Source organism: Brevundimonas sp. Soil_N_31 (assembly GCF_057655995.1).
In genome coordinates this window covers 215,803-231,520 of the sequence record NZ_JBDGLE010000003.1, presented here as the reverse complement: position 1 = coordinate 231,520, position 15,718 = coordinate 215,803, and the positions used below count along the sequence as shown (strand labels likewise).

17 protein-coding genes are annotated in these 15,718 nt (G+C 68.3%); 8 read left to right on the top strand and 9 right to left on the bottom strand.

The features are described from left to right. Positions 1–81: 81 nt before the first annotated feature. The 4 genes from cckA to fliQ are packed head-to-tail and all read right to left on the bottom strand — an operon-like array spanning position 82 to position 4,351. Positions 82–2,166, bottom strand: a complete 2,085-nt coding sequence (cckA, locus tag AC3A3G_RS06555) for a cell cycle histidine kinase CckA (protein ID WP_487487810.1) — start codon at positions 2,164–2,166, stop codon at positions 82–84. 59 nt (positions 2,167–2,225) lie between these two features. Then, the gene (flhB, locus tag AC3A3G_RS06550) at positions 2,226–3,302 is read right to left on the bottom strand and encodes a flagellar biosynthesis protein FlhB (protein WP_487487809.1); all 1,077 of its coding nucleotides are present in this window, start codon (positions 3,300–3,302) and stop codon (positions 2,226–2,228) included. Then, positions 3,295–4,065, bottom strand: coding sequence for a flagellar biosynthetic protein FliR (gene fliR / locus AC3A3G_RS06545; RefSeq protein WP_125902119.1), 771 nt, complete (start codon positions 4,063–4,065; stop codon positions 3,295–3,297). The genes flhB and fliR overlap by 8 nt, the downstream gene beginning before the upstream one ends. Before the next feature lie 22 nt (positions 4,066–4,087). Further along, positions 4,088–4,351: a flagellar biosynthesis protein FliQ gene (fliQ, locus tag AC3A3G_RS06540; protein WP_003163604.1), complete on the bottom strand. Its 264-nt coding sequence runs from the start codon at positions 4,349–4,351 to the stop codon at positions 4,088–4,090. A 192-nt stretch (positions 4,352–4,543) separates the two neighbouring features. On the opposite strand from fliQ, the gene AC3A3G_RS06535 reads away from it, so the two are divergent. The 3 genes from AC3A3G_RS06535 to AC3A3G_RS06525 all read left to right on the top strand — a co-directional run bounded on the left by AC3A3G_RS06535 (position 4,544) and on the right by AC3A3G_RS06525 (position 7,425). Beyond that, positions 4,544–5,536, top strand: a complete 993-nt coding sequence (locus tag AC3A3G_RS06535; protein ID WP_487487808.1) for an OmpA family protein — start codon at positions 4,544–4,546, stop codon at positions 5,534–5,536. A gap of 70 nt (positions 5,537–5,606) precedes the next feature. Then, positions 5,607–6,197 (top strand): GTP cyclohydrolase I FolE, encoded by a 591-nt coding sequence (folE, locus tag AC3A3G_RS06530; RefSeq protein WP_200168169.1) that lies wholly within the window; start codon positions 5,607–5,609, stop codon positions 6,195–6,197. Between the two features lie 82 nt (positions 6,198–6,279). Further along, entirely contained in the window at positions 6,280–7,425 is a 1,146-nt protein-coding gene (locus tag AC3A3G_RS06525) for an acyltransferase family protein (RefSeq protein WP_487487807.1), read from the top strand. Here AC3A3G_RS06525 and AC3A3G_RS06520 read toward each other — a convergent pair. After that, entirely contained in the window at positions 7,422–7,805 is a 384-nt protein-coding gene (locus AC3A3G_RS06520; RefSeq protein ID WP_003163610.1) for a VOC family protein, read from the bottom strand. The two genes, AC3A3G_RS06525 and AC3A3G_RS06520, sit on opposite strands and share 4 nt — an antisense overlap. Positions 7,806–7,950: 145 nt before the next feature. Between AC3A3G_RS06520 and AC3A3G_RS06515 the strand changes: the two genes are divergently transcribed. After that, the gene (locus AC3A3G_RS06515) at positions 7,951–8,922 is read left to right on the top strand and encodes a DUF2268 domain-containing putative Zn-dependent protease (RefSeq protein ID WP_368925213.1); all 972 of its coding nucleotides are present in this window, start codon (positions 7,951–7,953) and stop codon (positions 8,920–8,922) included. A gap of 20 nt (positions 8,923–8,942) precedes the next feature. On the opposite strand, the gene fliE is transcribed toward AC3A3G_RS06515, so the two are convergent. From fliE to flgB, 3 genes are read right to left on the bottom strand one after another with little or no spacing between them, the layout of a single operon-like run. Next, positions 8,943–9,266: a flagellar hook-basal body complex protein FliE gene (gene fliE, locus AC3A3G_RS06510; protein ID WP_200168174.1), complete on the bottom strand. Its 324-nt coding sequence runs from the start codon at positions 9,264–9,266 to the stop codon at positions 8,943–8,945. A 13-nt stretch (positions 9,267–9,279) separates the two neighbouring features. Next, on the bottom strand, positions 9,280–9,714 hold the full coding sequence (flgC, locus tag AC3A3G_RS06505) for a flagellar basal body rod protein FlgC (RefSeq protein ID WP_487487806.1): 435 nt from the start codon (positions 9,712–9,714) through the stop codon (positions 9,280–9,282). Between the two features lie 13 nt (positions 9,715–9,727). Continuing rightward, entirely contained in the window at positions 9,728–10,132 is a 405-nt protein-coding gene (gene flgB / locus AC3A3G_RS06500; protein WP_200168175.1) for a flagellar basal body rod protein FlgB, read from the bottom strand. A gap of 152 nt (positions 10,133–10,284) precedes the next feature. Between flgB and AC3A3G_RS06495 the strand changes: the two genes are divergently transcribed. The 3 genes from AC3A3G_RS06495 to AC3A3G_RS06485 all read left to right on the top strand — a co-directional run bounded on the left by AC3A3G_RS06495 (position 10,285) and on the right by AC3A3G_RS06485 (position 11,935). Beyond that, the gene (locus AC3A3G_RS06495; RefSeq protein ID WP_046652103.1) at positions 10,285–10,563 is read left to right on the top strand and encodes a FliO/MopB family protein; all 279 of its coding nucleotides are present in this window, start codon (positions 10,285–10,287) and stop codon (positions 10,561–10,563) included. 179 nt (positions 10,564–10,742) lie between these two features. After that, a complete protein-coding gene (fliP, locus tag AC3A3G_RS06490) occupies positions 10,743–11,534 on the top strand; it encodes a flagellar type III secretion system pore protein FliP (protein ID WP_088491630.1) in 792 nt (263 codons plus the stop codon). Between the two features lie 122 nt (positions 11,535–11,656). Further along, positions 11,657–11,935: an HU family DNA-binding protein gene (locus tag AC3A3G_RS06485; RefSeq protein ID WP_200168177.1), complete on the top strand. Its 279-nt coding sequence runs from the start codon at positions 11,657–11,659 to the stop codon at positions 11,933–11,935. Positions 11,936–12,188: 253 nt separating this feature from the next. On the opposite strand, the gene AC3A3G_RS06480 is transcribed toward AC3A3G_RS06485, so the two are convergent. Continuing rightward, entirely contained in the window at positions 12,189–15,032 is a 2,844-nt protein-coding gene (locus AC3A3G_RS06480) for a tetratricopeptide repeat protein (protein ID WP_487487805.1), read from the bottom strand. 252 nt (positions 15,033–15,284) lie between these two features. Here AC3A3G_RS06480 and AC3A3G_RS06475 point away from each other — a divergent pair, with 252 nt between their 5' ends. Then, positions 15,285–15,656, top strand: coding sequence for a DUF983 domain-containing protein (locus tag AC3A3G_RS06475; protein ID WP_125902151.1), 372 nt, complete (start codon positions 15,285–15,287; stop codon positions 15,654–15,656). Positions 15,657–15,718 lie beyond the last annotated feature (62 nt).

Below are 15,718 nucleotides of genomic sequence, written 5' to 3'. Positions count from 1 at the left end.
GGTGAAAGCGTTACGACGGTAGAACGCACGCAGACCGGCGACGAGGCCCAGCGCTCCTAGGCGCGCCCCGCAGGCGCGCTTTCAGCCCGCGTGCAGTTCCTGTTTCACGCGCTCGGCCAGGGTCTTGATGTCCAGCGGCTTGGGCAGGAAGGACACGCCGACCTCGTCCTGCAACAGGTCCGAGAAGTCGCTCTCCGCATAGCCCGAAATGAACATCACCGGCGCATCGCCCAGGAAGGGACGCGCCTTGCGCAACAGCGACGGCCCGTCCAGCCCCGGCATGATGACGTCCGAGATCAGCATGTCGATCTGGCCCGCCCATTCCTCGGCCAGGATCAGAGCCTCCTCGCCGTCGGCGGCCTCGATCACCTCATAGCCGCGCTGGCGCAGCAGGCGGGCGGCGATGCCGCGCACGGCGGCCTCGTCTTCCACAAACAGGATACGCCCCGCGCCCGACAGGTCGCGCGGCGCCTTGACCGCCTTCTCGACCACCGGGGCCTCGACCAGTTCCTCGGCCGACGCGGCGGGCAAGAAGATGCGGAAGGCGGCCCCAAGAATACTGGAATCGGGGCCGTCCAGATTGGCGACGGTGATATGCCCCCCCGCCTGCTGGGCGATGCCATAGACAGTGGCCAGCCCCATGCCCGTTCCCTCGTTCACCGCCTTGGTGGTGAAGAAGGGCTCGAAGATCTTGTCCAGCAGGGCCGTCGGCACGCCGGGGCCGGTGTCCGAAACCTCGATCAGGGCGACCTCGTCCGTCGCCTCGCGCCAGCCCAGATCGCGCGCCTCGACGCCGGTCAGGCGGCGGGTCTTGATCGTCACCACGCCCGCGCCCGGCTCTACAACGCCGCGCATGGCGTCGCGTGCGTTGACGGCCAGGTTCATCACCGCCGTCTCCAGCTGACTCTTGTCGGCCAGCACCAGGGGCAGGTCGCGGCCATAGTCCGTTTCCAGCCGCACGTCCTCGCGCAGCAAGCGACGCAACAGAACAGAGAACTCGCCGACCAGCTCGCCCAGATCCAGCCGCTCACGCCGCACCGTCGACTTGCGCGAAAAGGCCAGCAGCTTGCGCACCAGGTCAGCGGCGCGGATGGCCGTCTGGCGGATTTCGTTCAACCCCTCATAGGAGGGATCGCCAACCGGGTGACGTTCCAGCAGGCCGGACAACTGAAGCTGGATCGCCGTCAACAGGTTGTTGAAGTCGTGAGCTACGCCGCCCGCCAACTGGCCGACAGCCTGCATCTTCTGGGCTTGAGAGAGTTGCAACTCCATCGACTTCTGCGCCGCCACGTCAAACAACCAGATGCGGCGCTTGTCGCCCTCGAGCGCGACATACAGATGCAGTTGCCGATCCGGGTGGGCGCGGGCGATCAGCTCGATCGGGCCAAACGATCCGGCCTCCAGCTTGGCGCGAGCTTCGGCCACGCCCGCCGGATCGAACAGATGGCCGAAGGCGGCGTCGCCAGAAACGGCCGGGCCGGTCAGCAGCGCGAGCGCCGCGTTGGGCTCCTCCACCCGGCCCGCGAACAGATCCTCGCCGCCAATGACGGCTGAGCCGAAAGGCGCCCCCGCAGCCATGGCGCGGGCCTCGCCGGTGGGAGCCGCGGGCTGGGGAGCCACAGCCTGTGGCAGCGCCATCGGCAGGACAGCGTCCGGCGCCGCGCGCACCAGGAAACGGCCCTGTCCCGCCAGGCCGATCAGCACCTCCTTCTCGCGCGCGCCGATCTGGACGATGGCGCGGCCCTGATCGCCTTCGCGCGCCTGGGCGAAGGCCATGTAGAGGGCCTGGGCCGACTTGCCGCGCGGCAGGGTGGTGACCGTCCCGTTCTCCTCGGCCCAGGCGGCGTTGTAGGCCAGCACCTGGCCCGACGGCCATACCAGGGCGGCAGGCTCGGCCAGGGCGTCCAGCATCTCGACCGCCGTGTCGCCGGTGGCGCGCCGCACCTCGGCCCGGCCGAAGGCGAACAGCCAGATCAGCGCCGTGGCCCCCGCCGCGAAGATCAAGATCAGGCCCGGCGCGCTGAAGGCGTTGGTGCGAAACGCCGGGTAGGCGATAGCGGCGACCGCCAGGGCGAACCCCACAGCCATGACCACCAGCAAGGGATCGAACGTCGGTCGTCGTGTCGAGCGCGCCTTCAGCCGGTCTTGGGGGCGGGAAATGGTCATGGCGTCTCGCCCTCGCGAATCAGGGTTCGTCAGCATACGCCGTTCCTCCGCCGTAGCCCTCATCGCCGCTTCCTCTGCTGCATGACGAAGCCGATGACCTTGGCGGCCGCTTCGAAGTGTTCACGCGGAATGACGCCGTCCACCTCGACCGCCGCATAGAGGGCGCGGGCCAGGGGCACGTTCTCGACGATGGGCACATTATGCTCATTGGCCACCTCGCGGATACGCAGGGCCAGGGCGTCGACGCCCTTGGCGACGCAGACGGGCGCGCCGTCGCCCTGATCCGGCTCATAGCGCAGGGCGACCGAATAGTGGGTCGGGTTGGTGATGATGACGGTGGCGTCCGGCACGGCCTGCATCATCCGCTGACGGCCGCGCTGCATGCGGATTTGACGCAGCTTGGCCTTCACGTGCGGGTCGCCGTCGGACTGTTTGAAGTCTTCCTTCAGCTCTTCCTTGGTCATCCGCATCCGCTTGGCGAAGCGCATCCGCTGCCACAGATAGTCAGCCCCCGCCGTCAGCGACAGGAAGACCAGGGCCGACAGCATCAACGCCAACGCCAGGTCGCGTGCAAACGGCAGGATCATCGCCGGGCTCATGGCGGCCAGGTTCTCGAACTCGCGCGCGTGAGGCTTCAGCACCCACCAGCAGACGGCGCCGATGGCGACCAGCTTGATGAAGGTCTTGAGGAACTGCACCAGACCGTCCGGGCCGAAGATGCGCTTGAAGCCCTCCAGCGGATTCACCTTGGACCACTTCGGCTTGACCTTGTCGGCGGTGAAGATGAGGCCCGACTGAGCCAGATTGCCGCCGACCCCGCCCAGGATGACCGCGAACATCAGGGCCGCCAGGAACGGCGCCGCCGCCCAGACGGCGTGCATGCCGATCTCGACGCCTCCGCCCGCCTCCAGTCCGCCGATCATGGCGTGCGGCTGGGCCAGGAAGGGGGTCAGGGCCTCGGCGATCCGGGTCGAAAACCAGCCGCCGCCCGCCAGCAGCACGCCGGCCGCCCCGGCCAGAGACAGCGCCGCCGCCACGTCCGGCGACTTGGCGACGTCGCCCTTTTTCCGCGCTTCCTCGAGTTTTCGCGGGGTGGCGTCTTCTGTTTTCGACTCGGGATCGGGGCCGTCAGCCAACGGCGCCTCCTGTGAAGAAGGCCGCCACCGAACGGTAGCGGTCGATGAAGACGGTTCCCACCACGCCCAGGCTGAGCGCGAACACCGACAGGCCCAGGATGACGCTCAAGGGCGCGGCGGCGAAATAGACCTGGAAGCTGGGCATGACCCGCGCCACCAGGCCCGAGGCCAGGTTGAAGATCAGGGCGAACACCAGAACCGGCGCCGCCAGCTGCACCCCCAACATGAAGCTCTGGCTCAGGGTCTTCACCGCCATCTGGGTGAAGTCCGAGACGATCAGCGGCTTGGCCGGGGCGATGGCCTCATACGATCCGACCATGCCGCCGATGAACAGGTGATGGGTGTTGGTGGCGAACACCAGGGTCACGCCCAGCAGCATCAGAAAGGCCGACAGGGTCGTGCCCGGCTGGGCCTGCAGCGGGTTGGCGGTCTGGGAGAAGCCCAGCGTCGTCTGCAGGGAGACGATCTCGCCCGCCGTGGTCAGGGCGGTCATGAAGCTGCGCAGGATGGCGCCGATGGCCAGGCCGGTCAGCACCTCGCGCATCACCCAGCCGACCGTGGCCCCCAGCGTGGCGGGCAGGGCCGGCAGGCTGGCGCCCACGATGGGCCACAACGCCAGCGACAGCACCAGGGCCAGCGACAGACGGACCCTCGGCGGCACATAGGATTCGCCGAAGCCGGGCAGCATCATCAGGATCGCGCCGACGCGCGCGAAGATCAGCCCCCCGGCCCAGACCTGTTCCGCCGTGGCGTAAGGCTCCATGTCCCTGCCCTACAGCCCCGCTCTACATGCCCGCGATGCGCGCGGCGATCTCACGCATGAAGCCGCCCAGCAGGGCGCCCATCAACGGCAGGAACAGCAGCAACGACACGAAAATGGCGATGATCTTGGGCGCATAGACCAGGGTCTGCTCCTGAATCTGGGTCAGGGCCTGGAACAGGCCGATGGCCACGCCGACCACCAGGGCCACGATCAGGGCCGGCAGGCACAGCTGGATCGTCAGCCACAGGGCGTCGCGACCCACATCCAGAACTTCCGCGCCGCTCATCGCCGATCCCCGAGGCGCCCCGAACACACGCACGGGACAGTGGGCAGAAAATGCCGACACGATGGTTAACGCGACGTTAGGACGATGAAATGAGACCGATGTTCCGGTCGATGCCGCTTCATGCGATTGACAACAGCGGCGACTAGACGAACGGTTTCACCCTCCCCCCGATCAACGCCTGAAGGATGCTTCATGAAACCGTTCCTGCGCCTCGCCTCCGTCCTGACGATTGCGACCTCGGCCTTGCTGGTCGCCGCGTGCGACAACAAGGCGCCGGAACAGACTGAAACGGCGACGGCTCCGGCCGAGGGCGCCCCGGCCGCCGCCGGTCCCTTCGACGTGAACAGCGTGGCCCTGTCGAGCGTCAGCCTGGGCGACTTCCCCTATCTGCGCCTGCCCGAGGGCTACAAGCCGCAGAACAGCGAGGCGCACGACTTCGCCGACTTTCCCTTCTGGACCGGCACCCGGTTCGAAATGATCGAAGGCCGCGCTCATCAGACCCAGATCACCAACGACACCGGCAAGAGCTTCTCGCGGCTGGAGCTGCTGCGGAACATGGAGCACGCGCTGAAAGAGGCGGGCGCCGTTCGCATCTTTGACGGCCAGATTCCCAGCGACGCCGCCCACGCCCTGCCCGAGGCGGTGCAGATGGCGTCCCTGAACGGCATCGGCGACATCTATAACGGCCCGTCGCAGACCTGGGTGATCCGCCAGGCCGACCGCACGGTCTGGGTCCACCTGTATGTCGGCAGCGCGCAAGGCTCGATGGCGGTGGTCGAGGCCAAGGCCCTGGCGCCCACCGCCGGCCTGCTGCCGGCCAGCGAACTGGCGCGTAAGATCGCCGCCGACGGCCGCGTCGCGGTGCCGGTCGAGTTCGCTCTGGACAAGGCCGACATCCTGGACGCCTCGCGCCCCCAGATCGACGCCATGGCCCAGATGCTGAAGGACGAAGCTGGCCTGCGCCTGTCCGTCGAGGGCCACACCGACAACACCGGCGCGCCCGCTCGCAACCGTCCGCTGTCCGAAGAACGCGCCCGCGCCGTGGTCGCCGCCCTGACGCAGCAGGGGATCGACGCCAGGCGGCTGGAAGCCAAGGGCTTCGGCGCCGACAAGCCGGCAGCCGACAACGCCAGCGACGAGGGGCGCGCCCGCAATCGCCGCGTCGAACTGGTCCGTCTGCCCTGATCGGGGCAGAAGCGGTTTTAAACAGCGGCGCCGTTTCCAAAACCTGTGCAGGGGAGGTATGCAGCCTTTCATGAGCGACCAGACCCCCTCCTCCCCCGCCGTTTCCCAGGAAGAAGCCGAAGCCGCCGTCCGCACCCTGATCCGCTGGGCCGGCGACAATCCTGAGCGCGAAGGCCTGATCGAAACGCCCAAGCGCGTGGCCAAGTCCTATCGCGAGCTGTTCCAGGGATATGAGGTCGAACCGCGTGACTATCTGGAAAAGACCTTCGAGGAAGTCGGCGGCTACGACGAACTGGTCGTCCTGAAGGACATCCGCTTCGTCAGCTTCTGCGAGCATCACATGCTGCCGGTGGTGGGCAAGGCGCACGTCGCCTATCTGCCGACCGACCGGGTCGTGGGCATCTCCAAGCTGGCCCGCGTGGTGCGCGGCTTCGCCCGCCGCCTGCAGATCCAGGAGAAGATGACGTCCGAGATCGCCAACGCCATCCAGGACGTGCTGCGCCCCCACGGCGTCGGCGTGGTCATCGAGGCCGAGCACAGCTGCATGACCATGCGCGGCGTCGACGTCCCCGGCGCCAGCCTGATCACCAGCTGCCTGCTGGGCGTCGTCCGCGAAGACCCCCGCACGCGCGAGGAATTCATGCGGCTGGCGCGAGGCTAAAAGCCCCTTTCCCTCCTTTTCTGACTGTGAAGGAGGGCGCGGCCCCGTTCTTGCGTAACAGCATTCGAACAAGGGGGTCGTGATGCTGCAGGCTGTGTTTTCGTCCCGGAATGAACCGCCGCCGATCATGCGCGGCGGTTGGCTGGATGCGCTGCGCTTCATCGTGGCCGCCCTGATCATCCTGCATCACTTCCAGATGTCGGCGCCCATCCCCCTGGCCGAGGGGCTGCATCCCGTGTTCGAGCGGGGCGGCTTCCTGCTGACCAACTTCTTCCTGATCGACAGCGGATACGTGCTGATGCGGGTCTATGGCCGCGCCGTCGGGTCAGGCCGGATGTCGAAGAGCGACTTCTTCCTGAAGCGGGCCTTGAGGGTCTATCCGGCGCACCTGATCGTGCTGGGCCTGCTGGTGACGCTGGTGCTGGCGGCGACCGCCGCGGGCATGCCGCCCAGCCATCCCGAGTGGTTCGCCTGGGATCAGCTTCCCGCCCAGGCGGCCCTGGTGCAGTCGTTCGGCGTGCACGGCGGCCTGGGCTGGAACGCCCCGACCTGGTCGATCTCGGCGCTGCTGGGCTGCTACGTCGCCTTCCCCTTCGTGCTGCGGGGCCTCAGCCGGATCGGGCCGTGGACGGCGCTAATCCTGGTCGTCGTCGGCTATCTGGCCTCCAATGAGCTGAGCTGGGCGATCCTGAAATATCCCGTCTATCAGATGCCGCTGAACCTGGGCATCTGGCGCGCCCTGCCCCTGTTCATCCTGGGCATGGGGCTGGCCTGGTTCGCGCAAGGCGTGTGGATCAACGCCCGCGTCGCCGGTTGGGCCGGGGTGCTGGCCGCCGTCGGCCTGGCCGTCGCCCAGTATTTCGACAAGAACGCCCTGCTGTCGCTGGTCTTCATCTCCATCATCATCCTGGCGGCGGGCGCCGTGCCGACCAAGCGGCCGTCCAGGCTGGTCGAGGCGGCGGCCATGGTCTCCTTCTCCATGTTCATCTCGAACGAAGTGGTGCGCATCGCCTGGTTCGGCCTGGCCGAAGCCTTCGCCAACAAGCTGGCGCTGGGCGAGGTCTGGCGCTGGGGCCTTTGGGTTCTGGGCGTGCTGGCGGCCTTCGTCTTCGCCTTCGGCTTGCACTATCTGATCGACCAGCCGATCCAGAACCGCATCCGCGCCTGGCTGAAGGCGCGCGGCAAGGGCGCCGCCGTCAGCCAGCCGGTCGTCTCGCTGGAGGGCTAGGCCCCGCCCGCCCCGCCGACCAGATGCAGGATGTTGCCGTCCGGATCCTTGAACCAGGCCAGACGCAGCGGCCCGGCGACATGGACGTCGCCGTCATGCGCCATGCCGTCATAGCGTTCAAAGACGACGCCCTTGGTCTTCAGGTCGGCGACGATGTCATCCACCTCGACGCCCACGTCCCAGGTCACGGCGTTGGCCTGGTTCGTCCCGGCGAAGTCCGAGCGATAGACCGTCAGCCAGGTGTTCCCGGTGCGATAGCCCAGCACCCCGTCCATGCCGGTGTCCGCCAGGTTCAGACCCAGCACGTCGGAATAGAAGGCCCTGGCGCGCTCCAGATCCTTCACCGCCACGATGGCCGAGGAGTTCTTGTCCTTGAGCATGATGGTTCTCCCTTGTCAGGAGACAACCAACCGCAGGCGAGGACGATCCCTGTCGCGTGACCCCGCCCCGACATTACCGGCGTTTCATTTGACACAGCAGGCGTAGCGGTTCTCCTTTTCCGATCCATTGAGAACAGGAAAACCCATGCGCCGACTGGCTTTGACGATCACCCTGGGCCTGAGCCTGCTGGCGACGGGCGCAGCCGCTCAATCGAGCTCCTCCCCGATCCGGTTGGAGGACAGCGACGTCGCCCGCTTCTGGACAGCCTATGACGCCGTTCGCGCGGAGACGTCGCCGGAAGCCCAGAAGGCCGTGTTCCAAAGACTCTACATCGACGCCGGAACGCCGGGTCTGGCCGCCTTCATGGAGGCCAAGGGCTATACGACGGACACCTATCTTCAGGCGATCCGCGCCTATCCGGCCTATTGGGATTCGGTGCGGCCCCGCACGGCGCTGGCCGCCGGCGCCCTGACGCGGCTTGAGGGGCATCTGGAACGGTTCCGCGCCCTCTATCCCGAGTTGCGCCCGGCCGGGATCTATTTCGAGGTCGGCGCCTTGCGCTCCGCCGGGACGACGCAGGGCGACAAGGTTCTGCTGGGCGTCGAAATGGCCACCGGCGACGAAAGCGTCGACACCTCTGAAATGCCGGCCGGGCTTCAGCGCTTCTTCGCCTCCTACTTCGCCAGCAAGCCGCTGGAGAACCTGGACCTTCTGGCGGTGCACGAGGTGGTCCACACCCAGCAAGAAGGCGAGCGCCCCAGCCTGCTGGCCCAGGCCGTCTATGAGGGCGTGGCCGACTTCGTCGCCGAACAGGTGACGGGCCGGATGCCCGACCTGGCCTATGTGACCTATGGCCCGGCGCATGACGCGGCGATCAAGGCCGCCTTCCGCCAGGATATGGCGGGCGAGGACTTCAGCGGCTGGCTCTACAACAGCGCCGACAACCCCTTCGGCGTACGCGATCTCGGCTATTACGTCGGCTATGCGATCACGCGCGGCTATCATGATCGCGCGTCGGACAAGGCGGCGGCGCTGAAGACCATGCTCGAACTGGACTATTCGGACCAGGCGGCCGTCCAGGCCTTCGTCGACGCCTCAGGCTATTTCGCCGACTAGCCGCCGATCATCGCGAGCCCTCAGATCGGCATCCGCATGATTTCCTGATAGGCCGAAATCACCTGATCGCGGACGGCCATGACCGTCTCCAGCGAAGCCTCGGCCGAGGAGATGGCGGTGACGACGTCGATCAGATTGCCCTGCCCCTGGACCGACTGGGCCATCTGCGTCTCGGCGGCGCGGGTCTGCTGCGTCGTCTGGGTCATGACGTTCTGCAACAGGTCGGCGAAGCCCCCGGCCGCGTTCGGGCCGGTGCTTGCAGCCGCATTGGCCGAGGTGGCGACATTGACGCCGCCCCCGCCCTGAACGGAGGCGTAGGCGCGGGCGGCCATGATGGGGTTCATGCCCTAGACCCTCTTACTTCTTGATGATGTCGAGGGTGCGGGAGTCCATGTTCCGCGCCGTCTCGATGACGTTCAGGTTGGCCTCATAGGCGCGCTGCGCCTCACGCATGTCCATGGCCTCGACCAGGGTGTCGACGTTGGGCCGCTGGACATAGCCTTCCGCGTTCGCCGCCGGGTGCGAGGGGTCGTAGTCCATGCGGAAGTCGCTCTGGTCCGGCCGCACCTCGGCCAGGACCACGCCGGTCGCGCCGTCGACGTTGCGAGCCTGGAACACCGGGGTCTGGCGGCGATAGGGCTGGCCGCCCGCGACGTTGGCCGTGGATTCCGCGTTGGCGATGTTCTCGGCGATGATGCGCATCCGCGACTGCTGCGCCTTCAGCGCGGTCGAGGCGACGGCCATGGCGGTGTTGCGCGGGGTGACGGGACGACCGTTGATCGGATCAGGCATGGTTCAGTCCTCCTCAGGCCGCGGGCTTCTTGGCGGCCAGGCGGATCATCTGCATCGACTTCTGGTAGAAGCCGATGGCGGCGTCATAGGCCATGCGGCTCTCGGCCATCTTGAGCATCTGCTCCTCGACCACGACCGAGTTGCCGTCCAGCGTGGTCTCGGAATCCGGGGCGCGGGTCGCCTCGAACCGCGCCGCCTGGCCGGGCGGCGAGATGTGCCGGGCGTTGGTCGCCGTCATGCGCAAGGCCCCGCCCGTCCGCATCGCCTCGGCGAAGTCGGTCGGCGTCTTCAGGTCGCGGGCGACATAGCCGGGCGTGTCGGAGTTGGCGACGTTCTGGGCGATCACGCGCTGGCGGTCGTCCAGCCAGCCCAGGCGGCCCTTGATCTGATTCAGCAGCGGCAGGTCGGTGACGGACACGCGAATCCCTCGGACGGTGATCGGCAGAATTTGCCGCCTGCATGGTTAATATCTCGTATCCCTAAACGCGCCGTTAACCACGTCCGTTGAAACATGCCCCCGAAGCGCCGCGTCCGCGCGCCGCCGCCGTATGCGTCTGGGGCTGCATCCGCATGAACTTCCTCGATCTGTTCCGGGCGATCTTCGGCCTGGCCATCACCCTGGGCATCATCGGCCTGGCCGCCTGGGCGGCGCGGCGCTATGCGCCCGAGATTCTGGCCCGCTTCCAGGGGCCGCAGGGCCAGGTGCGGCGCATGAAGGTGGTCGAGACCCTGGTGCTGGACCCCTCGCGCCGCCTGGTGCTGATCCGCGTCGACGACGAAGAACGGCTGATCCTGCTGGGCGAAGGCCGCGAACTGATCGAGCCCCGCCAGCCGGGAGGCGTGAAATGATCGGCCGCCGCAACGCCTCTCCCTCCCCTTCATGGGGAGGGTGGCTGAGCCCGAAGGGGCGAGGCCGGGTGGGGGCGACCGCAAAGACGAGCGCCGCGCGTTGCGTAAAGCCCTCCCCACCCGGTCGCTGCGCGACCACCCTCCCCATGAAGGCGAGGGAGAAACAGAGCCTGTTCGGCATGCCGAGCCGCGACGAGCTGAAGCGCGCGGCCCTGCTGTCGCTGATCACCACCGCCCTGTGCCTGATCTGGCCGCTGGGCGCCCTGGCGCAAGAGGCGGCGCAGGGCGGCTCTGCCATCAACATCGACCTGGGCAGCGGCGCCGGCCTGACGCAGCGCGTGGTGCAGTTGGTCGGGCTGATGACGGTGCTATCGCTGGCGCCGTCCATCGTCATCATGACCACCAGCTTCGTACGAATCGTCGTGGTGCTGTCCCTGCTGCGCACCGCGCTGGGGATGCAGCAGTCGCCGCCGAACGCCGTCCTGGTGTCCCTGGCCCTGTTTCTGAGCGCCATCGTCATGGGTCCGACGTGGCAGGACGCCTATGATTCGGGCATCCGACCGCTGATGGATCAGCAGATGGAGCTGCCTCAGGCCTTCGATGCGGCGTCCGAACCGGTAAAAACCTTCATGCTGGCCCAGGTGAAGCCGGACGACCTGGCGTTGTTCACTCGCCTGTCGCGTGTGGAGGCCCCGGCGGACGTGCAGGATCTGCCCCTGCGGGTGGTCACGCCGGCCTTCATGATCAGTGAGTTGAAGACCGCCTTCACTATCGGATTTCTTCTTTTCGTTCCGTTCCTTGTGATCGATCTGGTGGTCGCCAGCGTGCTCATGTCCATGGGTATGATGATGCTGCCGCCGGTGGTGGTCAGCCTGCCGTTCAAGCTGATATTCTTCGTGCTGGTGGACGGGTGGCGACTGGTCGCCGGAAGCCTGGTCGAGAGCTTCCAGAGAGCCTCCGGAACCGGATAAATCCCCAGCCTGCAAGGCCTGCGCGCTGATGCGGGCTTGCCAAGCTCCCCAAAACCGTCGTTGATCCCCCGGTCCTCGTCCGGCGCTTCTTTCCGGGCGACCACCATCGGGAAAATACCCTCATGACCACTCAAGCTGAACTGATCGCCGCCGTCGCCAAAGACGCGGGCGTGTCGCAAGCTGACGCCGGCAAGGTGCTGACCGCCATTGTCGAGAACATCCACAAGGCCCTGAAGGGCGGCGACGACGTTCGCATCTCGAACCTGGGCGTGTTCGACACGGCCGAGCGCGCCGAGCGCGAAGGCCGCAACCCGGCCACGGGCGCGACGATCAAGATCCCGGCCTCGAAGGCCGTGCGCTTCCGCGTGTCGAAGCCTCTGAAGGACGCCGTCAACGGCTAAGCCTTTCAGGCGCGTTCGATCCCCCTCGCGGGGATAGACGCAAAAGACCCCTCTCCCGTCGGGAGGGGGGTTTTTTATTAGGCGCAGACATTCCCTCTCCGCTCATCCCGGCGGACGCCGGGATCCAGTAAGAGCGCCGAACTGGTGATTTCCTCTCTTTTTGCGAAGAGGCTTGAAGCCAAAGCACTGGATCCCGGCGTCCGCCGGGATGAGCGGGATTTGGGGCAGTTCGATAACCGCAAAGGTGGAGCGACTACTGTCCCGCCCCGCTCTTGGCCCGGAACTCGGCCTTGGTCTGGGCGATCCAGCCGGCGTAGGCGTCGGCTCCGGCGCTGAGGGCGGCGAAGTCCTGCGGGCGGCCCGAGCCGTCGGCCCCGTCCAGCCCCGCCAGCGCCACCCGGATCGCGCCGGGCGAACGCGCGCCCTCGGCGAAGCGGCCGTAGTTCTTCGACAGTCGGTTCAACGCCCCAGCGTCGCGCGCCAGGGAATAGCCCGCGCCTGCACGGATCAGGCGCGTCTCCTCGACCTCGCTGAGCGGCACGGCCGTCTCCTTCCAGCGGTCGCCGAGGCGTTGTTCGTAGAGGGCGGCCGCCGCCCCCCACTGCTGCTGCTTCCACAGGATGTCGGCGCGCACGTCGCGCGCGGCGGGCGAGGCGTCCTTGCCCAGCACCTCCAGCGCATGGTCGTAGCGCCCCAGCTCCATCAGGGCGCGGGCCTCCAGCGCGCGGCGCTCAAGGTTCATCGCCGTCGGCAGCAGGGTCGTGCGCGACGACCACAGGGCCTTCAGCGCCTCTTCCGGCTGGCGGTTCATCAGATAGACGGCGGCCAGATTGGTCGACACCTGCGCCTTGGCCACCCCGTCCAGTCGGTTCTCCGCCTGGTATTTCAGCAGTTCCGCCGCCTGATCCAGCAGGTCGACGTCGATCAGGCGCCGCGCCAGACGCCGCACCATCTCGTCGCCGTCGGCGCCGACGGGCGTCAGCTCGCGGAAGTCGAAGAACAGGGCCAGGGCCTGCACCGGCTGCAATCCGTCGGCCGCCCCTTCCAGGAACAGGGCGCGGAAGGCGTTGTCCAGATCGGCCTGAAGCCGGTCGCCGCCCGGCAGGGTGACGATCTTCGGCCCCGCCGTCTTCAGCGTGGTCAGCGCCTCGCGATAGCGGCCCTGCGACAGGTACAGCTCGCCCAGGGTGCGGATCACCGCCAGCTCGGTCGCATCCCCGCGCCAGCGCCATTTCAGCGCCTCCAGCTGGGCGGCGGCCGCGTCGGCCTTCAGCGTCCCCTTGGCCATCTCCAGCTTGATGACGCCCAGACGCGCGGGCGTGGCGATGCCGTCCAGCGGCGCACGCGCCACCGCCTTGTAGATCGCCAGGGCGCGATCGGGGTTCTGATCCAGTTCGAACAGCCGCGCCTGCACCAGGCGGGCGGTCAGCTGGTCCGGGGCCGAGACGTTCGGCTGGCTGAAGACATAGGCCAGCAGTTCGCGCGCGGCGTCGGCGTCGCCGGTCTCGACCGCCGCCATGGCGTGGGCGGCGCCGAAGCGGGCGCGCCATTCGGGGGCGAAGCCGTCGACCACGCCTGCGCCGGCCGCGAACAGTCGCCGGGCGTTGGCCCAGTCGCCCTGCTGGGCGGCGATATAGCCCTGCCACACCTTGGTCGAGGGATCCCCGGCCAGGGCGCCGGACGAGAAGTCGGCCTCGGCCTCGGCGAAACGGCCGATGGAGGCGCGGGCGGCGCCGCGCAAGCCGCGCACCTCGGCCACCCCCTGCATGGCGGGCGTCTGCTTGATCAGGGCGTTCAGCACCCCGACCGCCTCGAACCCCAGACCGTGCCCGACCAGGAAGCGGGCGTAGGCCAGCCGCGCCTCGATGGGCGCGCGCGGCTCTTCGACGGCGCGGCCGCTCTCACGCTCGGCGGCGTCCTGAAGGGCGCGGTGACGGGCGGTGAAGCCGCCCTCGCCCGCATCGGCGGACCAGTCGGCTAGGATCAGGGCCGGCCGTGACGCCGCGCGCGGGGCGTCCCCTCCCTCTTCGGCCGCCTCCAACCCCGCCGTGGGCGAGGACAGGGTCAGGCCGCGCGGGCGCGTGACGGTCACCAGGTCGCCGTCGGCCGTGACGCTCAGATCGTCGGTCGGCGTCTCGATCGCCAGGCCGTGGGCGGTGGGCAGGAAGCCCGCGTCCACCGTGCGGCGTGCGGTCTTCAGTCCCTTGCCGGGGGCCAGGGCGGTGACGGCGGCGAAGCGATCGCCGATCATCGGATCGGTCAGCCAGACGGTGCGGGTCGCCCCGGCCATGCGCGCGGTCAACGACGCCTTGACCGCGTCGTCACGCTCGATGTCCACGCCGCTGGGCGAGGGCGCGGTTCCGCCGATGGTCACGACCCAGGTCGAGCCTTCGGCGCGGGCGGCCACGGCCTGGCCCGGCTCGACCGGAATGCGCACGGCGGTGAAGTCGGGTCCGGCGGCCCAGCGGGCGCCGTTCAGCCCCTCGCCCTTCATCTCCATGCGGGCGGCGTGGTCGAAGACGGCCCAGACCGCCTCGCCGCGTCGGAAGACGGCGGCGCCGACCGGGCCGTTCCAGGCGAAACGCATCACCGTCTGCTGGCCCTTGACCTCGGCCGCCACCGGCACCGCCCCGCCGATCGGCACGGGCGAGGGTCGCGAGCCGTCCGCCCGCGCGCCCGGCGCATACAGGTTCAGCCAGACGGCGCCGTCGGCGGTCCCGCTGGTCGCGCCCGCGCCTTCGGCCAGGGTCAGGATCAGTTCGGTCGCCCCCTGGGCGGCGCGGGTCTCGATCTTCTCCAGCCCCTTGGGCGGATCGACGCGCAGGCGGCTGACGTCGGGGGCGGCGGTCGTGCCGATGCGGACGACGACGGTGCGGCCGTCCTGGCGCACCCGCGCGCGCGATCCCACGACCCCGGCGAACTCGATCTTGGTGAAGCCGGCGTTGGCGCCGATGCGGATCTCGACCGGCGCGCCCGCCTGAGACTGCCCTTGGGCCAGCGACGGCGCCGGCGCCAGGGGCGCGAAGACGACGACGCCCGCCGCGGCGGCCGCCACGGTCGTCTGCAGAACGCGCTTCTTGGCGGTGGCCCCGGACATATCGCGCGCATGCTCGCGCGAAGGGCTTTAATCGCGGTTAACGGGGCTTAAATCGCGGAAAACAAAGCTCTGCCCGCCAACCTTCCCACGTGGATAGGACAAAACACCCGCTTGCGTCCGGGCGCCCGAAGGCCGAAACCATCAGCCATCGTTCTTTTCAGGAACAGCCTCGTGTCCGACCCTGCCTATCCCCCGTTGAGCCCGCTCAAGACCGGCCTGCGCGCCCGCTGCCCCCGCTGCGGCGAGGGCCCGGTGTTCAAGGGCTATCTCAGCCTGCGCGAGTCCTGCCCGAAGTGCGGCCTGGATTACAGCTTCGCCGATCCGGCGGACGGCCCGGCCTTCTTTGTCATGTGCGCGGTCGGCGTTGTCGGCATGATCGCCTTCATGATCTTCGAGTTCACCGTGCACCCGCCGATCTGGGTCCACTTCGTCGTGACCTTCCCGATCCTGGCGGCCATGTGCCTGTGGGTGCTGCGGCCCTTCAAGGGCTGGATGGTGGCCGAGCAGTATTTCCACAAGGCCGAGGAAGCCGTCTTCGTCAGCGTCGGCAAGCACGGCGAAGGCTACGGCTGGCGCGGTCAGGCCGAACGCGCCGCCAAGGCCGCCGCCCGCGACAAGGACTGACGTTCTCGTCGCTCTTGCTTCCCCTTCATCCTTCTCCCCCTCCGGGAGAGGGAGGGATCGCC